Annotated in this window: 14 protein-coding genes; 5 read left to right on the top strand and 9 right to left on the bottom strand. The window is 72.8% G+C overall.

Annotated features, from left to right (window positions below; all coding sequences use genetic code 11):
- Positions 1–2: 2 nt before the first annotated feature.
- The gene (locus tag AC07DO_RS30990) at positions 3–1844 is read right to left on the bottom strand and encodes a sensor histidine kinase (protein WP_479064125.1); all 1842 of its coding nucleotides are present in this window, start codon (positions 1842–1844) and stop codon (positions 3–5) included.
- Positions 1845–2105: 261 nt separating this feature from the next.
- Between AC07DO_RS30990 and AC07DO_RS30985 the strand changes: the two genes are divergently transcribed.
- Positions 2106–2624, top strand: a complete 519-nt coding sequence (locus tag AC07DO_RS30985; protein WP_479064123.1) for a CGNR zinc finger domain-containing protein — start codon at positions 2106–2108, stop codon at positions 2622–2624.
- A 45-nt stretch (positions 2625–2669) separates the two neighbouring features.
- Here the strand turns inward: AC07DO_RS30985 and AC07DO_RS30980 are convergent, their stop codons facing one another.
- Positions 2670–3878 carry an MBL fold metallo-hydrolase gene (locus tag AC07DO_RS30980; protein WP_479064121.1) on the bottom strand — a complete coding sequence of 403 codons (1209 nt, stop codon included), beginning with the start codon at positions 3876–3878 and terminating at the stop codon, positions 2670–2672.
- A 105-nt stretch (positions 3879–3983) separates the two neighbouring features.
- Entirely contained in the window at positions 3984–4772 is a 789-nt protein-coding gene (locus AC07DO_RS30975; protein ID WP_479064119.1) for an SIMPL domain-containing protein, read from the bottom strand.
- 181 nt (positions 4773–4953) lie between these two features.
- Between AC07DO_RS30975 and AC07DO_RS30970 the strand changes: the two genes are divergently transcribed.
- Both AC07DO_RS30970 and AC07DO_RS30965 read left to right on the top strand, forming a co-directional pair.
- Positions 4954–6849, top strand: coding sequence for a propionyl-CoA synthetase (locus tag AC07DO_RS30970; RefSeq protein ID WP_479064117.1), 1896 nt, complete (start codon positions 4954–4956; stop codon positions 6847–6849).
- Positions 6846–8537, top strand: coding sequence for an ABC transporter ATP-binding protein/permease (locus tag AC07DO_RS30965; RefSeq protein ID WP_479064115.1), 1692 nt, complete (start codon positions 6846–6848; stop codon positions 8535–8537). The genes AC07DO_RS30970 and AC07DO_RS30965 overlap by 4 nt, the downstream gene beginning before the upstream one ends.
- Here AC07DO_RS30965 and AC07DO_RS30960 read toward each other — a convergent pair.
- Positions 8503–9930: an aminotransferase class V-fold PLP-dependent enzyme gene (locus AC07DO_RS30960; RefSeq protein ID WP_479064113.1), complete on the bottom strand. Its 1428-nt coding sequence runs from the start codon at positions 9928–9930 to the stop codon at positions 8503–8505. The genes AC07DO_RS30965 and AC07DO_RS30960 overlap by 35 nt on opposite strands.
- A 114-nt stretch (positions 9931–10044) precedes the next feature.
- Positions 10045–10878 (bottom strand): SGNH/GDSL hydrolase family protein, encoded by an 834-nt coding sequence (locus AC07DO_RS30955; RefSeq protein WP_479064111.1) that lies wholly within the window; start codon positions 10876–10878, stop codon positions 10045–10047.
- 208 nt (positions 10879–11086) lie between these two features.
- Between AC07DO_RS30955 and AC07DO_RS30950 the strand changes: the two genes are divergently transcribed.
- Together AC07DO_RS30950 and AC07DO_RS30945 are read left to right on the top strand one after the other, a co-directional pair.
- Positions 11087–11872 (top strand): ArsR/SmtB family transcription factor, encoded by a 786-nt coding sequence (locus AC07DO_RS30950; RefSeq protein WP_479064109.1) that lies wholly within the window; start codon positions 11087–11089, stop codon positions 11870–11872.
- Positions 11873–11983: 111 nt separating this feature from the next.
- Complete coding sequence (locus AC07DO_RS30945; RefSeq protein WP_479064107.1) at positions 11984–12808, top strand: tyrosine-protein phosphatase; 825 nt, start codon at positions 11984–11986, stop codon at positions 12806–12808.
- Positions 12809–12813: 5 nt separating this feature from the next.
- On the opposite strand, the gene AC07DO_RS30940 is transcribed toward AC07DO_RS30945, so the two are convergent.
- The 4 genes from AC07DO_RS30940 to dxs all read right to left on the bottom strand — a co-directional run bounded on the left by AC07DO_RS30940 (position 12814) and on the right by dxs (position 17048).
- Positions 12814–12930: a DUF6126 family protein gene (locus tag AC07DO_RS30940; protein WP_436849033.1), complete on the bottom strand. Its 117-nt coding sequence runs from the start codon at positions 12928–12930 to the stop codon at positions 12814–12816.
- A gap of 53 nt (positions 12931–12983) precedes the next feature.
- The gene (locus AC07DO_RS30935; protein ID WP_479064105.1) at positions 12984–13619 is read right to left on the bottom strand and encodes a helix-turn-helix domain-containing protein; all 636 of its coding nucleotides are present in this window, start codon (positions 13617–13619) and stop codon (positions 12984–12986) included.
- 88 nt (positions 13620–13707) lie between these two features.
- Positions 13708–15141 (bottom strand): aspartate aminotransferase family protein, encoded by a 1434-nt coding sequence (locus tag AC07DO_RS30930; RefSeq protein WP_479064103.1) that lies wholly within the window; start codon positions 15139–15141, stop codon positions 13708–13710.
- Positions 15138–17048, bottom strand: coding sequence for a 1-deoxy-D-xylulose-5-phosphate synthase (gene dxs / locus AC07DO_RS30925; protein WP_479064101.1), 1911 nt, complete (start codon positions 17046–17048; stop codon positions 15138–15140). The genes AC07DO_RS30930 and dxs overlap by 4 nt, the downstream gene beginning before the upstream one ends.
- Positions 17049–17070: the final 22 nt, after the last annotated feature.

The following is a 17070-nucleotide window of genomic DNA, read 5'->3' as shown; positions in this document are numbered from 1 at the left end:
GGTCAGCCGCCGTGTCCTTGCCCGTCGTGCGGGGCGCCGGTCCGGTGTTCCCGCGGGGTGGGTTCGCGCGCGTCCTGCGCCTGGGCGAGGCCGATGCCGCGCTGGAACGCGGCCATCAGGCCCGGGTCGTGGCCGACGAGCTGCTCGCTCTCCGGCCGCGGCGACGGGGAGTCGCGCAGCTGCGGTGCGAGGTGTTCCTGGGCGCGCCGCTTGGGGAGCTGCGGTCTGCCGACCCGGCCGCGCACGGCGCCGTTGCGGGGTACCGGCGGTGCCGCGGCGTGCTCGGCGGCGGCCTGCCGGTCCTCGGGCCGGATGCCGGGGGTGGCGTCGGCGGGCGTCGGCCGTTCCTGGCGGGCGCCGCGCACGGGGAGGGGTGCGGGTGACGCGCCGTTCACGGTGCGCGGCTGGGGCGTCGCGGGGGCCGGGGCGGCGGCGTGGGACTGGGAGGTGGGCTGGGGCTGGGGCTGCGGAGGTGAGTGAGGGTGGGGCTGGAGCGGTGTGGGGTCCGGCCAGGCCGGGGGGTCGGCGTGCACCACGGCGCGTGCCGCGTCCCGCGCCCCTTCTCCTGCGCTTCCGGCGGCGCCCGGCGACGCCGCCTCGGCCGCCGGGCGGCGACGGGTGACCGGGGCGGCCTCCTGCTCCTCGCCGAGCAGTTCCTGCGGCAGGATCAGTACGGCCTGGACGCCGCCGTAGATGTTGGTCTGCAGCCGCACGGCGACGCCGTGCCTGCGGGCGAGCGCGGAGACCACGAAGAGGCCGATGCGGCCGTCCTGCAGCAGGCTCGCGACGTCGACCTGGTCGGGGTCGGTCAGCAGGCGGTTCATCTTGTTCTGCTCGGTGACGGGCATGCCGAGGCCGCGGTCCTCGACCTCCACGGCGATCCCCGCGGTCACCGGGTTGGCGCGCAGCAGGACCTGGGTGTGCGGCGCCGAGAACACCGTGGCGTTCTCGACGAGTTCGGCGAGCAGGTGGATGACGTCGGCGACGGCGTGTCCGCGCAGGGTGCCGTCGATGGGCGGCACCAGTTTGACGCGCGAGTACTGCTCGACCTCCGCGATGGCGGAGCGCATCACCTCGTGCATGGAGACCGGGTTGCTCCACTGGCGGCGCGAGACGGCGCCGCCCAGCACGGCGAGGTTCTCGGCGTGTCTGCGGATGCGGGTCGCGAGGTGGTCGACGTGGAAGAGGCCCTTGAGCAGTTCGGGGTCCTCGACCTCGTTCTCCAACTCGTCGAGCAGGGAGATCTCGCGGTGCACGAGCGACTGGAGCCGTCGGGCGAGGTTCACGAAGACCTCGACCTTCTGTTCGCTGCCCGCGTGGCTGGAGAGCTGCGAGGCCTGCACGACGGCGCCGACGGCGGCTTCCTGAGCGCGGTTCAGTTCGTCGGTGAGCTGGTCGAACTCGTCGCCACCGGGCCTGATCCGGGCCGTGGCGGCCGGGGTCGGCGGTTGGTCGCCGCGGCGCAACTGCTCGACGACGCCGCGCAGTTCCGTCTGGCCACGTGCGGTGGCACGGCGCAGCCCGACGATGCGGTCGCGGACGGTCTTGGCGGCGCGCTCGGCGGCGACGGCGGCCGTCACGATGCCGGCGAGGCCCACCAGGGCGGCCGCGGTGAGGACGGCGAGCAGGGCGGGGTCCGGCCGGGCGCCGGTCGAGCGCAGGGTGAACAGCACGGCCGCGCAGGCGCTCAGGCCCACGGCGACGGCCGGCAGCACGGCGATGCGCAGGAGCTGCGGCCGTATCTGGGTCTCGGATGGTGCGGCGACGTTCCGGCTGCCGGGTTTGCCGTGCCGGCCGCCCTCACGGCGGTCTGCGCGGGCGGCCGGTGCGCGTAGGTGAGACATCTGCGTCCTCGGTACGTTGCGACGAGGGTCCGGCGGTCGGCCGGAGCTCTCTTTGCGGCGTGGTTGCGGCATCGCCGTGCCGGTCGGCAGGTCGCGACGTCAGCCCTGCGTCGTGATCCCTGCGTCGCCCGGCGGCCACTCACGGTAGTCGGCAACGCATCATGTGCGGTGGGCAGTTGACAAAGTCAGCGGGGCAGCGTCCCGCTCTGGTATGACGCCTCGTACGCGGGTCCGATTCGCGTGTCCTGCTGTAATGCCCTTATGCACCTCAACCCTTACGGCGAGGACGCCGTGAAGCTGGCCGCCGGGCTGGCCAACCGTCGGCCGGCCGACGCGGAGGAACTCGCGGACCGCTGCCGTGCCGCGGGACTGGCCCTGGGGCGCCCGGTCGTGCACGACGATCTCGTGCGCGCGCTGGAGGCCCTGGACGCCTGGGAGAAGGTCGTCGACGCGGTCGACGAGCACGAGCGGGCGGCGCTGGTCAACGCCATGCTGGCCGCGGCAGCGGCGCATCCACGGCTGACCGATCACGCGGGCAGCGGCTGGCACCTGCACTACCGCGAGGCGGACCGGCCCCTCGGCGACCTGCTGTTCTCCCTGATCTCGGTGGGCACCGCGCTGCATCTGGCGGGCCGGGGCATGCACCGGCTGCGGCGGTGCGCGGTGACCGAGTGCACGACGGTCTTCGCCGACACCTCGCGCACGGGGCGGCAGCGCTACTGCTCGCAGCGCTGCGCCAATCGCGACGCGGTACGCAGACACCGCGCACGCGCCGCGTGAGGTGGAGGGGGACGCAGGCGCAGGACACCGCGCCCCCGGTCCACGTCACGCCACAGGCGCCGCCTCCGGCTCCCCGCTGTCCGACGGGCGCGTCCGTTCGGTTCCGGCGGCGTCCGCCACGGCCGGTTCGGGCCAGCCGCCCTTCGGGGTGAGGGCGACGCCCCGCCACCACGGCGCCGTCGGCACGGTCGGCGTCCCGGGCTCGAAGGGCTCGCCGGGGCGGGGCAGCGCGATGGCGGCGCCCGCACGGCGCGCCGCCGCCATGGTGTCCTCGCCCGGCTCCGACCAGGCGTGCGGGGCGAGGTTGAACGTCCCCCAGTGGATCGGCAGGAGCACGCCGCGCGGCTCGCCGCCCTGGAGGTCCAGATGGGCCTGTACGCCTTCCTCGGGCGTCATGTGGATGTCGGGCCAGAAGTCGCTGTACGCGCCGATCTGGATCATCGTCGCGTCGAACGGCCCGTGCGCGGCGCCGATCTCCTGGAAACCGGCGAAGTAGCCCGTGTCGCCGCTGTGGTACACGCGGTGCTCGGACCCCGCCACCACCCACGACGCCCACAGCGTGTGCTGCTGGTTGCGCAGGCCGCGGCCGCAGAAGTGCCGGGCGGGGGTGGCCGTGAGGGTCAGCCCCGACACCTTCGCGGACTCGTGCCAGTCCAGCTCGCGCAGGCGGTCGGCCGGCACGCCCCACCGCTCCAGGTGGGCACCGACGCCGAGCGGCACCGCGAACACCGTGTCCGTACCGGTGAGGGCCTTGATGGTGGGCATGTCCAGGTGGTCGTAGTGGTCGTGCGAGATGACCACCGCGTCGACCGGCCCGAGCGCCTCGAGCGGCACCGGCACCGGGTGCAGCCGCTTGGGCCCCGCGAAGGAGAAGGGTGAGCACCGCTCGCCCCACACCGGGTCGAAGAGGACGCGCCGGCCGTCGATCTCGACCAGGACGCTGGAGTGACCCATCCAGGTGACCCGCAAGCCGCCGATCGGCGGCTTGGCGAGGTCGGCGAGGGTCGTGGCGTGCACGGGGACCGTTCCGGCGGGTCCGCGGCGTACGCGCTCCTCCTTGCGGAAGTAGATCTTGGCGAACTCCAGGGACGACCCGGTCGGCCGGGTCCGCGCCCCCACGGGGTTCTGGAAGGAGCCCTCCGTCACCGAGAAATTCGGCGACCTGCGGATGCGTGCCAGCCGGGCACCCGAAGGATCCGCTCCGAAGGCAGCGGACCGCAGCGAGCGCAGCCCGGGGATCAGGAACCGGGACACGGGACCTCCTGAGGGGGGTGAATAGGCCTCCCCATTATGTCCACGGGCTCCGGATGAGTCCTGCGGGGCACCTGAGCCGGTGCCCCGCCCCCGCGGCGCCCCGCGTCACCGCAGCTCGTACACCGCCGTCACCGAGACCTCGTCCTGGATGCGCCCCGGCGCCACCGGCACCGAGTCCTTCGAGAAGGAGGCCACCGGGACCGGCACCGGACGCGGGCGCCCGCCGTCGCTCTCCTCCAGCGAGAGGAGCTGGCCCAGGCTGCGGCCGCTCAGCCGGGCGTACTGCTCGGCCTTGCCCCTGGCGTCCTCGTACGCCGACGTGCGGGCCTTGGCGCGCAGTGCCTCCGGGTGCTTCACGTCGAAGACCACCGAGTGGATACGGGTCGCGTCGCCGGGCGCGTCGGCGACCGCGCGGACCACGGCGCCGGTCTTCTTGATGTCACGGATGACCAGGGAGAACATCTGCGTGGCGCGGTGGCCGATGAAGAGCCCGTCCTCGCCCCTCGCGCCCGTGGCCTCGTACTGGCCCGGGTCACCGACCCGGTTGCGGTACACCGCGGACAGGGAGAGGTTCTCGGTCCTGATGTCGCGCTCGGCGACGCCCGCGGCGCGTGCGGCGGCCAGCAGCGCCTCGGCCGCGGCGTTCTGCTCGGTGAGCGCCTTGTCCGCGGTCGGCCGGGTGACCTCGATGCCGGCGGTGAGCACGGCCATGTCGGGTGCGGCCGACGCGATGCCCACCCCGGTCACACTCACCGTCGCCGCCGCGGGGGCCACGGCGGCCGTGAGGGCGGCGGGCGCGGTCCGGGCGGCGACGGCGGGGGCGCCCGGCAGCCCGAGAGCGGCGAGCGCCAGGGCGAGGGCACTGACGGAACGTACGGAACGTACTGAGCGCATGACGTGGGTTCCTTCCGGCTGCCCGTCCCTGCGGGGACGGTTCGCCGTCATCCCAGCACCGGGGCGCCCGCGCGGGTCCGCGCCACTCCAGCCCTGTCACCTCACCGGCCGACTCCCTTTACGATGGCGGGCGTTCGCCCCCCGATGCCGTCCAGACACCTCGGAAGAGCGGAGTGACCGGTTGCCAAGGCCGACGAGTTACGAGAGCGCCCACCGCGAGAGCCTCCTTGACCCGACGGCCTTCTGGGGCCGCGCGGCCGAGGCCGTCGACTGGTACGTGCCGCCCGTTACGATCCTGGACACCGGCGCGCCGGCCGCGCCCCGCTGGTTCGCGGGCGGCGAGCTGAACACCTGTCACAACGCTCTGGACCGGCACGTCCTGGCCGGGCACGGGGATCGTACGGCACTGATCCACGACAGCCCCGTCACCGGCACGGTCCGCGGCCTCACCTACCGCGAACTGCTCGACGAGGTGGCCCGCACCGCGGGAATGCTCGCGGAACTCGGCGTCGGCAGAGGCGACACCGTCGTCGTGTATATGCCGATGGTGCCCGAGGCGGCCGTCGCGATGCTGGCGTGCGCGCGCATCGGCGCCGTGCACTCCGTGGTGTTCGGGGGCTTCGCGGCGCCCGAGCTCGCGGCCCGCATCGACCACGCGCGCCCCAAGGTGGTGCTCTCCGCGTCGTGCGGCATCGAGGTCGACCGGGTCATCGCGTACAAACCGCTCCTGGACGCCGCTCTGGAGCGGTGCGCGCACCGCCCGGAGGCCTGCGTGATCCTCCAGCGTCCGCAGGCGCGGGCCGAGTTGCGCGTGGGACGGGATCTCGACTGGGCGGACGCGGTCCGCTCGGCGCCGACCGCCGAGTGTGTGCCGGTGGCCGCCACAGACCCGCTCTACATCCTCTACACCTCCGGCACCACCGGCTCCCCCAAGGGCGTGGTCCGCGACCACGGCGGCCACGCCGTGGCGCTGCGCTGGAGCATGGAGCACATCTACGACGCCCGGCCCGGCGAGGTCTTCTGGACGGCGTCCGACGTGGGCTGGGTCGTCGGCCACTCGTACATCGTCTACGCACCGCTGCTCGCCGGCTGCACCACGCTCCTGTACGAGGGCAAGCCGGTCGGCACGCCCGACGCGGGCGCGTTCTGGCGCGTCGTCGCGCAGCACCGGGTGCGCACTCTGTTCACCGCGCCGACGGCGATCCGTGCCATCAAGCGCGACGACCCCGAGGGTGCGCACCTGGCCGAGCACGACGTGTCGTCGCTGCGTGCCCTGTTCCTGGCGGGCGAGCGCCTGGACCCCGACACGTACCACTGGGCGCGTGAGCTCCTCGACATCCCCGTCGTCGATCACTGGTGGCAGACCGAGACGGGCTGGCCCATCGTCGCCAACCCGCTCGGCATCGAGGCGCTGCCCGCCAAGTCCGGCTCGCCCGGCAGGCCGATGCCGGGCTGGGACCTGCGGGTCCTGGACGAGGCGGGCGAGGAGTGCCCGTCCGGTACGGACGGCACCCTGGCTCTGCGCCTGCCGCTTCCGCCGGGCAGCCTCACCACGCTGTACCGCGACGACGAGCGGTTCGCGTCCACCTATCTGAGCCGCTACCCCGGCCACTATCTGACGGGCGACGGCGGCCATCTCGACGAGGAGGGCCACGTCTTCGTGATGGGGCGCCTCGACGACGTCATCAACGTCGCGGGGCACCGGCTGTCCACCGGCGCCATGGAGGAGGTGCTCGCCGACCATCCGGACGTGGCGGAGTGCGCGGTGGTGGGCGTCGCGGACGAGCTCAAGGGCGAGCTGCCGCTCGGCCTCGTCGTGCTGCGTCAGGGCGTGGACCGTCCTGCCGCCGACGTCGAGGCGGAGCTGCGCTCCCTCGTACGGACCCGCATCGGTGCCGTCGCCACCCCGCGCCGGGTGGTGACCGTGCCGCGGCTGCCCAAGACCCGCTCCGGGAAGATCCTGCGCGGCACGGTACGGGCGATCGCCGACGGGCGGGAGTACACCGTTCCGGCGACGATCGAGGACATCGGGGTCCTCGACGAGATCACCGCGTCCCTGCGGGCGGACGGCCGGTGACGACCGTGGACGGGCCGGGAGTGGAGCTCTCCGCGCGCGGCGTCGAACTCGTGCTGCCGGACGGCGGTGTGGCGCTGTCCGGGATCGACGTGCCGACGGTCGGTCCCGGGCGTGTGCTCGGTGTCGCGGGCGGCAGCGGCGCGGGCAAGACGCTGCTTCTGGAGGTGCTCGCGGGGCTGCGGGTGCCGCGCGCCGGGCGGGTGTCGGTGCGGGCAGCCGCGCCCGGCGGTGGGGCGGAGACACCGCGGCAGGCGCTGCGGTACGGGTTCGTGCCGCAGGACGACATCGTGCACCGCGCGCTGCCGTTGCGGACAGCCCTGGAGTACGCGGCTCGGTTGCGCGGCACCGATCCCGGCGAAGTGCCCCGCGTACTGGAGGAGTTGGGGCTCGCCGAGGCGGCCGGGCAGTCCGTGCGGACGCTCAGCGGAGGGCAGCGCAAGCGGGCGAGCATCGCGATCGAGCTGCTCTCCCGTCCGCGGCTCCTCTTCCTCGACGAGCCGACGTCCGGACTCGATCCGCTCGCCGGGGCGCAGCTGACGCAGTACCTCGTGCGGCTTGCGGCGAGCGGTGTCACCGTCGTGTTCACCACGCACACGCCCGCCGATCTGCACCACTGCGACCAGGTGCTGTTCATCGCTCCGAACGGCAGAGCCGGCCCCTCGGGCACCCCGGCCGAGCTGCTGCGGCTGTCGCCCGACGGGACGTTCGAGGCCCTGTACTCCGTGGAGGCGCCGGCGTCGGACGGCGGGGCGCCGCCGTCCCGTGCGGAACCGCGAGCGTCCGCCGCACGCCCCCGCTTCTCCCCCGCCACCGGCCGGCTGCGCCAGTGGGCCGTCCTGACCGGCCGTGACCTGCGGCTGCTGCGGCACGACCGGCTGACCGCCGCGATCACCATCGGCTCGCCGCTCGTCATCATCGCGATGTTCGCGCTGCTGTTCCGCCCGGGCGTCTTCGACCCCGGCGACCCGTCGCCCGCGGCCTCCGCGATGGTGCTGTTCTGGATCGCGTTCGGCGCGTTCTTCTTCGGGCTCGCCTACGGACTCCCGCAGATCTGCGGCGAGTTGGCGGTGGTGCGCAGGGAGCGCAGAACCGTGCTGCGGCTGTGGCCCTATCTGCTGGCCAAGCTCACCGTCCTCGGGCCCGTCCTGCTCCTCACGGACGCGCTGCTGCTCGTGGTGCTGCGCGCCCTCGACCGGCTGCCGAGCGCCGGACTCTCCGTCCACGCCTCGTTGTTCGTGACGACGGCGCTGGCGTCGTCCGCCGCGCTCGCGCTCGGCCTGTGCTGTTCGGCCCTGGTCTCCGAACCGAGCCGGGCGGCGCTGGTGCTGCCGCTGCTGTGCTTCCCCCAGGTGCTGTTCTCGGGGGCGTTCGTGCCGGTGCCGGAGATGGCGGCGGGCGGGCGGTGGATCAGTGTGGCGATGACCAACCGGTGGGCGTTCGAGACTCTCGGCTCCGGGGCGGGCCTGGAGGAGCTGTGGCGGGGCGGAGGCGCGGAGGGCCGGGCGCTGCTCGACTCGTACGGGGAGAGCTTCGGGCATCCGGCGTGGACGGGCTGGGTGATCCTCGCCGGGTGCGCCGTGGCGCTGCTCGTCGTGGCGTGGCTGGTGCTGCGGCGGCGCTGTCCCGCGTCGGCCCACCGGCTCGGAGAGGCTCTCAGCACGTCAGACGCGGGGCCAGGTCGCCCCTGACCGGGGTGGCGGCGGCGAAGGTGGCGTACAGGAACTCCAGGAACCGGTCGACGTCCGCGGTGACGTTCGCGATGCCCGGCGAGACGCGTACCGCGCCGCCGGAGGGCAGCCCGAGCCCCCGGATGTAGCCGTCGATGGTCTCGGCGCGCCACCGCCCCGCGCCGGTGCGCCGCAGGAGGCGCGGTGCGATGGTGAAGGCCTCCTCGCCCGCGCCCGGGTTGCAGAAGCAGCCGGTGCGGACCGAGATGCCGGCCGCGGCGCACTCGCGGGCCACGATCCGCTCGTCGACGACCTTGCCCCGGGTGTCCAGGACGTTCAGGGCGACCGTCCCGCCGCGCCCCGCGGTGCCGCGCGGACCGTAGACGCGCACGAGCGGCCGGCCGCCCGGGTGCCGCAGCCCGGCGAGTCCCCGCAGCAGGCGTCCGGTCAGGCGGTCCACGTGCGCGCCCACGGCGTCGGCGCCCACCTCGTCGTACCAGTCGAGTCCGGTGGCGACCTGCGGGACGGCGTGGAAGTCGGGGGTGCCGTCCTCGAAGGCGGCCGGGGCCTGCGCCATGCGGTGCCAGCGCGCCCGTGCGCTGACCACCTGGATCGCGCCGCCCGCGAACCAGGGGCGGCGCAGTCCGGCGAGCGCCTCGCGCCGGGCCACCAGGCTGCCCACGCCGGAGGGATAGCCGAAGACCTTGTACCAGCTGGCGACCACGAAATCGGCGGGCACCCGGCGCAAGGACAGCTTTCCGGTCGGCAGGTAGGCCGCCGCGTCGAGGAGCGTGTGCCACCCGGACGCCCGGGCCCGCGCCACCCACTCCAGCGGATGCCGTACGCCGGTGAAGTTGCTCTGCGCCGGGTAGCAGAACAGGCCTTGGCGCCGCCCGGCGAGCGCCCTGCGCACCGCTGCTTCGGAGACCCGCAGCTCATCGCCCGTGAACGGCACGAGGCCGACCTTCGCACGGGCGGCACGCGCGAACTCCCGTACTCCGTTGACGGAGTTGTGGTTGTCCTGGGTGAGGAGCAGCGCGGCCGAGCGCCGGTCGAACGGATAGGCCTCCGCAACCAGCTTGACGGCCTGCGAGGCGTTCGCCGTGAACACCACCGTGTACTCGGCGGGATCCGCGTCGAGGAAGCGCAGGACCCGCAGCCTGGCCTCCTCGATCAGCTCGGTCGACGCCGTGGACGCGGGGCTCTCGGTGTGCGGGTTGCCGAACGCCCGCCCGCTCAGCCGCGCCGCCTGCGCCCGCACGAGACCGCGGGGCACCGGTGCGGCGCCGGTGTGGTCCAGATAGATCTGCCGCGTCTCGTCGAGGTAGCCGAAGTCCGCCGCGCGCATCCGCGCGAAGACCTCCTCGTCCGTCCCGTTCTCCCCCACGCCGCCCCCGTCCCGCACGCGCGGCACCCTGGACCGCGCACGTCCGTCCGCCGCGCCCGTCCGCAGCGTCTGCCATCCGCCCCCGCCTGTCCAGACGGCCCCGGGCGGGCGATGGTTGCGGGCGTGGCCGGCCCCGGTGGTTCAGGAGCCTGCGTGGAGCTGCATCTTGAGGGCGTCGATGTTGCGGAAGCCCTTCGCCTCCACGTGGTCCCCCGAGCTCTCGCCGCGGATGCGCCGTCCGATCCACGGCACCAGGTACTCGCGCGCCCAGTGGATGTCGTCGCGGCGCACCTCCAGCGTGCCGCGCGGCGGCAGCGGCGGCCACGCCTGGTCGGGGTCGGCGGGCACGTCGAGCCCCAGGACCTGCGCGGCACGCAGCGCGACGCGCGTGTGCCCCTCGGCGGAGAGATGCAGGCGGTCGCCGTCCCACGCGCGGCGGTCCTGGACGGTCTTGAGGGACCACAGGTCGAGGACGGGGCAGCCGTACCGGTCCGCGATGGCACGGACGTGCATGTTGTACGTGGCGATCTTGCCGCGCAGGTGCTTCAGGACCGCGACTCCTCGGGTGTCGAAGCCGGTGGTCACCATGACCGTGCCGACCGCCGACGAGAGGTCGGCGACGGCGCGCTCGAACCGCTCGGCGACCTCGTCGGGGTCGGTGCCGGGCCGGATGATGTCGTTGCCCCCGGCGCAGAAGCTCACCAGGTCGGGGGCGAGTTCCTTGGCGCGCGGCAGCTGGTCCTCGACGATCTGGTCGAGGAGCTTGCCGCGGACGGCGAGGTTGGCGTACCGGAAGGTGTGCTCGGGCACCCGGTCGTCCAGCAGGACCGCGAGGCGGTCGGCCCAACCGACGAAGGTGCCGTCGGGGGCCGGGTCGCCCACGCCCTCGGTGAAGCTGTCGCCGACCGCTGCGTAGGAGTTGATTACGCCGTTGTTGATGGGGTGATGGATGAAGGTTGTCGACTCTGCGCTCACGACGTCACATCCTTCACCTCCCTAAGTGACCTACGCCACCGTAGGGAGGGGTTGACGGAGGGTGAGATAAGCCACCGGTCAAGATTCACCCAATTACGGAATAAGCGTCAGCTCCGGTCATCGGCCTTTTCTCCGATTGACAGGCAGCCGTACGGCTGCCAATCGTGGTGATGCAGCTGATCGGCTGCATGACTGGGGGTGGCAGAAGGTGGACGCGGCGTTCAAGGCGCTGGCCGATCCGAGTCGGCGGCAGCTGCTGGACCGGTTGCGGGACCGCAACGGACAGACCCTGCGGGAGCTGTGCGCGGGTCTCGGCATGGCCCGGCAGTCGGTGAGCAAGCACCTCGCCGTGCTCGAGGCCGCCGAGCTCGTGACCACGGTGCGGCAGGGCCGGGAGAAGCTGCACTACCTGAACGCGGCTCCGATCAACGCCATCACCGAGCGATGGATCAGCCGGTTCGACCGTGAGCGGGCCCACGCCCTCGCGGACCTGAAGACAGCATTGGAGCAACCGACCATGGACAGCGACAGCTCGACGTTCGTGTACACGACGTACATCCGCACCACCCCCGAGCGCCTCTGGCAGGCCCTGACCGACCCGGCCTTCACCCGCCGGTACTGGGGCGTGAGCTTCGGCACCGACTGGACCCCCGGGTCCCCCATGGCCTGGACCGAGACGGGCGCCACGACCGAGGACCCCGAGCAGGTCGTCCTCGTCCACGAACCGCACCGCAGGCTGGCCTACACCTGGCACACGTTCAGCCCGCAGTGGGCCGAGGCGAACAACATCGACGAGGAACTGCGCGCGCGGCTCGCGAGCGAGCGCCGTTCACAGGTCACCTTCGACCTCGAGCCCGAGGGCGACCGGGTGAAGCTGACCGTCACGCACGAGTTCGACCGGGCGGGCACTCTGCGGTCCATGTGCAGCCAGGGCTGGCCGGCCATCCTCTCCAGCCTCAAGACCCTCCTGGAGACCGGCGAGCCCCTGGCCTGACGCGTCACGAGAGGGCCCGCGCCGAGGCTTGATCGCACCGGGAAGCCATGTCGTATCGTCAAAGACGCATCCACCGGCGAGCCGCGCCGGCGCAGAGTCCGAGGAGAACCCGTGACGCAGGAGTCCCCGCCGACAGAGCTGGCAGCACTGGTGGAGCTGTCGGAGCCCGAGCTCGCCGGAGTGCGCAATTTCCGTGACGTGGGCGGGCTGCCGACCGTGGACGGGCGGCGCGTGCGCCGGGGCAACCTCTTCCGCAGCGGTCACCTGGCGCACGCCACCGCCGCCGACGCCGCGTTCCTCTCCTCGCTGGGCCTGCACACGATCTTCGACTTCCGCAACGCCGCCGACCAGCGCCTCGAGGGCCCTGACATCGAGCTGCCCGGCGTGCGCAACGTGAACCTGCCGCTGACCGACCCGGCCGACGGCGCCGAGTTCTGGAAGATGGTGCGCGACGGCGACCTCGACCAGCTGCGCTCCATCCTCTCCGACGGCAGGAGCGCCGACCGGATGGGCGCCGCGTACCGGACGATCATCAAGGAGCGCACCGCCGAGCACAGCAAGGTCCTGCACGCGCTCGCCGAGGACAGCGTGCCCGCCCTGATGCACTGCGCGGCGGGCAAGGACCGCGCGGGCCTGTCCATAGCCGTCACGCTCCTCGCCCTGGGCGTGGAGCGTGACGCGATCGAGGCGGACTACCTCAAGTCGAACGTGAAGCACCGCCGCTACAAGGTGCACCGCTCGGACAGCTCCCCGAACGCGATGTCGCCCGAGGTCATGGAGCTCCTCGACCCGCTCTTCGACGCCCGCGCCGAGTACCTGGCGGCGGCGTACGAGGCGATCGAGGAGACCTGGGGCGACGTGGACACGTACCTCTCCACCGGCCTGGAGCTGAGCGCCGAAACGCGCGAGCGGCTGCGCGAGCGCCTGCTCGACTGAGGCCGCTACTGGTTGCTGGCCCCCAGCTCGAACAGCAGGTACAGGAAAGCCGCGAAGAGGTGGCCGACCGCCACGTAGATGATCAGGCGGACCCAGAGCCCTCGGGGAAGCTTCTCCTCCATGGTGTTGCGGGCGGGCCGCTCCGGCTGAACAGGGCCTTGCTGTTCCGGTTCCGTCATGTCGGGTCTCCCTGAGTGGGGCCGCCGAGGCACAGCGCGGTGGCGGGGCTCTGCAGCAGCGTGTGGACGAAGAGGAGGTCGGCGCCGCCCGGATCGGCGGCGGCGATCCGGTGCGGGGTCAGCGAGTCGAAGTGCGCGCTGTCCCCCGGCGCGAGGAGGTGCACCGTGTCCCCCAGGTGCAGCCGGAGCCGCCCCTTCAGGACGTACAGCCACTCCTCGCCGGGGTGGACGCGCACGATGTCGCCCTGCGCACCGTGCGGCACGTGCACGCGCAGCGCCTGCATGCCGCGGCCCGGGGCGCCCGCCTGCCAGTAGGTCCAGCCGCCGGCCGCCGTCGGTTCCATGTCCGGGGCGCGGACGACCGCGTCCCGGTCGGCGACCGTCTCGCCGAGCAGTTCGGAGACCGTCGTACCGTAGACACGTGCGAGGGTGAGCAGCATCGGCAGGGAAGGCTGGCGCTGCCCGGTCTCCAGGCGGGAGAGGTGGGCGGGCGAGAGCCCGGCCGTGCGGGCCGCGGCCTCCAGGGTCAGGGAGGCGCGGCGGCGCAGTTCACGCAGCTGGGGCGCCACGGTGGGGAGCGCTTCGGCCGCCTCGGGCGGCTCCGCGGGCTCCTTGGGCTCGGCAGGGCTCATACCAGGATTGAGCCAGAGCCTTGCCTCTCGGGCAACTTTCTTGCCCGAGAGGCAAAAGAGGTACGACGGCGGAGGGCCGACGTCCCGCTCAGCGGTTCGCGACCGCCTGCTTCACCAGCGTCCTGCCGAAGTCCCACATCAGTCCGCCACCGCTGTGCGCGTCCTCCATGACGGCGGTGAAGGCGTCCACGAAGCGGTCCACCTCCCGCTCCCCGATGGTCAGCGGCGGGATGAGCTTGATGACCTCCAGGTGGTCCCCGGAGACCTGGGTGAGGATGCGGTGCTTCTGGAGCAGCGGTACGACGACCATCTGCGCGAAGAGTCCCTTGCGGGCCGCCTGGAGCATCGTCCAACGGCCGCGCAGCTTGAGCGACGTGGGACGCCCGAACTCGATGCCGATCATCAGCCCGCGGCCGCGCACCTCGCTGAGCAGTTCGTAGCGGTCGACGAGGGCGGCCAGCCGGGACTTGAGCAGCTCGCCCGTGACCCGGGCGTTCTCGACGACCTTCTCGTCCTCGAGCACGGACAGGACGGCCAGCCCGGCCGCCATGGCCTGCGCGTTGGAGCCGAAGCTCGCCGAGTGCACGAGCACCCGGTCCATCGACGAGTAGACCTTCTTGAAGATCCAGTCCTTGCCCAGCGTCGCGCCGACCGGCACATAGCCGCCCGACAGCGCCTTGGCGACGCAGACCAGGTCGGGCTCGACGCCCTCCTCGTGCTGGTAGGCGTAGAAGTCGCCGGTCCTGCCGAGGCCGGTCTGCACCTCGTCGGCGATGAGGAGCGCCTTGTGGCGGTGCAGCAGTTCCTGGGCGGCGCGCAGGTATCCGGGCGGGGTCTCGTGCACGCCCTTGCCCTGGACGGGCTCGACGATCAGCCCGGCGACGTCGCCCTTCCTCAGCTCCGCGCGCAGCGCGTCCAGGTCGCCGAGCGGGACCGCGGTGTCGGGCAGCAGCGGCGCGAACCCGTCCCGGAAGCCGTCCTCGCCGTTGACGGAGAGGGAGCCCGTGGTGAGCCCGTGGAAGGCGTGCGTGCAGTAGAGCACCCGCGGCTTGCCGGTCGCGTAACGGGCGAACTTCAGCGCCGTCTCGACCGCCTCGGTGCCGCTGTTGCCGAAGAAGACCCGGTCCAAGTGCGGGCTGTGCTGGAGCAGTTGCTCGGCGAGCAGGCCCGGCAGCGGCTGGCAGTCGAAGCGGGTGAGGTCGGCGAGCGAGGCGTCGAGGACGTCGTGCAGCGCCTTGCGTACGACGGGGTGGTGCCGGCCGAGACCCATGACGCCGAAGCCCGCGAGCATGTCGAGGTAGTCGTTGCCCTCCGCGTCCCAGAAGTACGCGCCCTCGGCCCGTTCGTAGACCTTGTCGAAGCCGATGGTGTGCAGCATGCGCGGCAGTTGGTGGTTGAGGTGCCGGGTGTGCAGTTCGTACCGTTCGGCGCCCCGTTCGGCGAGAAGCCTGCCGAGGTCGAACTCCTTGGCGCCCGCGGTGCCGAGCTCCTTCGCGCCCTCGGCGTCGAACTCCGTGGTCATACGCTGTACTCCTTGCCTGAACCCTGCTGGTGCGCGCCCCGGTCGGCGGTCAGCGTGGCGCTGATGCGGCCGGCGATCTCGACGGGGGTGAGCCCCACGTCGGCGAGGACCTCGCCCCGCTTGGCGTGCGCGAGGAACTGCTCGGGGATGCCGAACCGCCTGACGGGCACGTCCACTTCGGCCTCGCCGAGCGCGAGCGCGACCGCGGCGCCGACCCCGGCGGAGCGGCTGTTGTCCTCGACGACCGCGACGAGGCGGTGGCGCGCGGCGAGGCCGGGCAGCTCCGGGGCGGCGGGCTTGACCCAGCGCGGGTCGACGACGGTGCAGCGCAGACCGCGCTCCCGGAGCAGTTCAGCGGCCTGCAGACAGACCGGCGCCATCACCCCGACCGCGACGAACAGCACCTCCGCCTCCGCCTCCGCGAGCAGTACGTCCATGCCGCCGATGCGGTCCACGGCGGGGATCGCCGGCCCCACCGACTCCTTGGGGAAGCGCAGGAGCGTCGGAGCGTCGTCGACGGCGACCGCTTCCCGCAGCTGCGCCCGCAGTTGGTCGGCGTCGCGCGGCGCGGCGATGCGCAGCCCCGGCACGACCTGGAGGATCGACAGGTCCCACATGCCGTTGTGCGAGGCGCCGTCGACGCCCGTGACCCCGGCCCGGTCGAGCACGAAGGTGACCCCGCACCGGTGCAGCGCCACGTCCATCAGAAGCTGGTCGAAGGCACGGTTGAGGAAGGTGGCGTACACCGCGACGACGGGGTGCAGGCCCCCCGTGGCGAGTCCGGCGGCCGACACCGCGGCGTGCTGCTCGGCGATGCCGACGTCCCACACCCGGTCGGGGTAGGCCTCCGCGAACTTCGTCAGGCCCACGGGGCCCAGCATGGCCGCGGTGATGGCGACGACGTCGTCGCGCTCGGCGCCGATGCGGACGATCTCGTCCCCGAACACGGAGGTCCAGGACGGGCCGTTGGACGGCGCGAGCGGTTCGCAGGTGAGGGGGTCCATCACGCCGACGGTGTGGAAGCGGTCCGCCTCGTCGGCGAGCGCGGGTTCGTAGCCGCGGCCCTTCTCGGTGAGGCAGTGGACGAGTACGGGGCCGTGGAAGCGTTTCGCGCGTCGCAGCGCCGACTCGACGGCTCCGATGTCGTGCCCGTCGATCGGCCCGACGTACTTGAGTCCCAGGTCCTCGAACATGCCCTGCGGCGCGAACGCGTCCTTGAACCCCTTCTTGGCGCCGTGCAGCGACTCGTACAGCGTCTGCCCGACGACGGGCGTGCGCTGGAGGATGTCCTTGCCCCAGGCCAGCACGCGCTCGTAGCTGTCGGTCGTGCGGAGGGTGGCGAGGTGGTTGGCGAGGCCGCCGATGGTCGGGGCGTACGAGCGTTCGTTGTCGTTGACGACGATGATCAGCGGCCGGTTCTTCGCGGCCGCGATGTTGTTCAGGGCCTCCCAGGCCATGCCGCCGGTCAGCGCGCCGTCCCCGATGACGGCGACGACGTGCCCCCGCTCGCCGAGGACCTGCCGCGCCTTGGCGAGGCCGTCCGCCCAGCCGAGCGCGGTCGACGCGTGGCTGTTCTCGACGATGTCGTGCTCGGACTCCTCGCGCGAGGGGTAGCCGGAGAGGCCGCCCTTGCCGCGGAGTTTGGAGAAGTCCTGGCGCCCGGTGAGCAGCTTGTGCACGTAGCTCTGGTGGCCGGTGTCCCACACGAGCCGGTCGACGGGCGACTCGAAGACGCGGTGCAGGGCGATGGAGAGCTCCACCACCCCCAGATTGGGGCCGAGATGGCCGCCCGTCCTGGCGACCGCGTGCACCAGGAACTCCCTGATCTCCCCCGCCAGTTCGTCGAGCCGGGCCCCGGAAAGTCCCTTCAGGTCCCGTGGCCCCCGGATGGTGTCGAGAATGGTCATGCTCGAGCCCCCTCTCTGGTTG

This window comes from Streptomyces sp. NPDC045678 (assembly GCF_056432085.1).
Note: the sequence above shows the minus strand (reverse complement) of the source record. Positions and strands in the feature narration are given on the sequence as shown.

Bases quoted from the DNA above. Each gene is read 5' to 3' on its own strand.
- AC07DO_RS30990 (WP_479064125.1), bottom strand. From the start codon at position 1,844: ATGTCTCACCTACGCGCACCGGCCGCCCGCGCAGACCGCCGTGAGGGC.
- AC07DO_RS30985 (WP_479064123.1), top strand. From the start codon at position 2,106: ATGCACCTCAACCCTTACGGCGAGGACGCCGTGAAGCTGGCCGCCGGG.
- AC07DO_RS30975 (WP_479064119.1), bottom strand. From the start codon at position 4,772: ATGCGCTCAGTACGTTCCGTACGTTCCGTCAGTGCCCTCGCCCTGGCG.
- AC07DO_RS30940 (WP_436849033.1), bottom strand. From the start codon at position 12,930: ATGGAGGAGAAGCTTCCCCGAGGGCTCTGGGTCCGCCTGATCATCTAC.
- AC07DO_RS30935 (WP_479064105.1), bottom strand. From the start codon at position 13,619: ATGAGCCCTGCCGAGCCCAAGGAGCCCGCGGAGCCGCCCGAGGCGGCC.
- AC07DO_RS30930 (WP_479064103.1), bottom strand. From the start codon at position 15,141: ATGACCACGGAGTTCGACGCCGAGGGCGCGAAGGAGCTCGGCACCGCG.
- dxs (WP_479064101.1), bottom strand. From the start codon at position 17,048: ATGACCATTCTCGACACCATCCGGGGGCCACGGGACCTGAAGGGACTT.